The 1,067-nt window shown below is 56.0% G+C and carries 2 protein-coding genes; both read left to right on the top strand.

Annotation, left to right across the window (positions count from 1 at the left end; genetic code table 11):
- On the top strand, positions 1–334 hold a 334-nt coding region (locus tag Q0341_RS08295), incomplete at its 5' end, for an outer-membrane lipoprotein carrier protein LolA (protein ID WP_299512006.1).
- A gap of 16 nt (positions 335–350) precedes the next feature.
- A complete protein-coding gene (locus Q0341_RS08290) occupies positions 351–797 on the top strand; it encodes an AAA family ATPase (RefSeq protein WP_299512004.1) in 447 nt (148 codons plus the stop codon).
- The last annotated feature ends 270 nt before the right edge of the window (positions 798–1,067 follow it).

Here is a 1,067-nt window from a genome sequence, read left to right as displayed (position 1 = left end):
GGTGCAGGTCTTGGGGGCGACCCCAGCCGCCTTGTTGACAGCGTCGTCTGATTTGCAGGCTCTGAAGGCGGATTTCCAATTTACCCCCGAGCCCGACCGCGACGGGCTGCACTGGGTGCGTGCCACGCCCCAGAAACCCGATGGTTCCATCCGTTCGGTGATGGTGGGTTTGCGTGCCTTGTCTGCTGGGCCGGTGTTGGCTGTGTTGGATGTTCAAGACAGCCTTGGGCAGCGCTCGGTGTTGACGTTCTCGGCTTTTGAAAACAACCCCGTTTTGCCCGCCAGCACCTTTGTTTTCAAAGCCCCAGCGGGCACTGACGTCATCCGACCCTGAGGCTTTCCGGGTTTAGATGAAAGCCACCCATTTAGCGCCGCATGCCCCTTTGGCGGAGCGCCTGCGCCCCCAGCATTTGGGCGAAGTCATTGGCCAGCAGCATTTGCTGGGTGAGGGCATGGCCTTGCGTTTGGCTTTCGAGTCAGGTCAGCCGCACAGTTGCATTTTGTGGGGCCCGCCGGGCGTCGGTAAAACCACCATTGCCCGTTTGATGGCCGATGCGTTTGACGCGCAATTTCTCAGCATCAGCGCTGTGCTTGGTGGTGTCAAAGACATCCGCGAGGCGGTTGAAAAAGCCGAGGCCGCCCGAACCGGCCTGCACCCACAACGCACCATCATGTTTGTGGACGAGGTGCACCGCTTCAACAAAGCTGTCAAGTCATATATAAATCAACAACTTAGGAAGGTGTTTGTGCAATTCCTTGTGCTTCCCCATTGTTCAATGGGGGTGAAGCATGGCTGATTTGTTCGCACAAGAGCCTTCTGCACCACTGGCTGAAGCACTTCGTCCAAAGACCTTGGACGAGGTGGTCGGACAGTCGCACTTGCTGGGTTGTTGAATTGCATCCAATAGTGAGCCACTAAACCTAGGTATTTGCATCCAAATTTGACCCACGTAGTCAAACTCTCCTGCTCAGCATTGAGCAGGAGACACAGGAGTGATCAACGTGGCGTTATTAAGTGTGATCAGGCGGTGGCACCTGAGAGATGGAATGAGCATTCGGGAAATATC

Origin of the sequence: uncultured Limnohabitans sp. (assembly GCF_937889215.1) — a bacterium.
In the GTDB taxonomy this organism is placed as follows: domain Bacteria; phylum Pseudomonadota; class Gammaproteobacteria; order Burkholderiales; family Burkholderiaceae_C; genus Limnohabitans_A.
This window is presented reverse-complemented; position numbering and strand designations above follow the sequence as displayed.

Bases quoted from the DNA above. Each gene is read 5' to 3' on its own strand.
- Q0341_RS08290 (WP_299512004.1), top strand. From the start codon at position 351: ATGAAAGCCACCCATTTAGCGCCGCATGCCCCTTTGGCGGAGCGCCTG.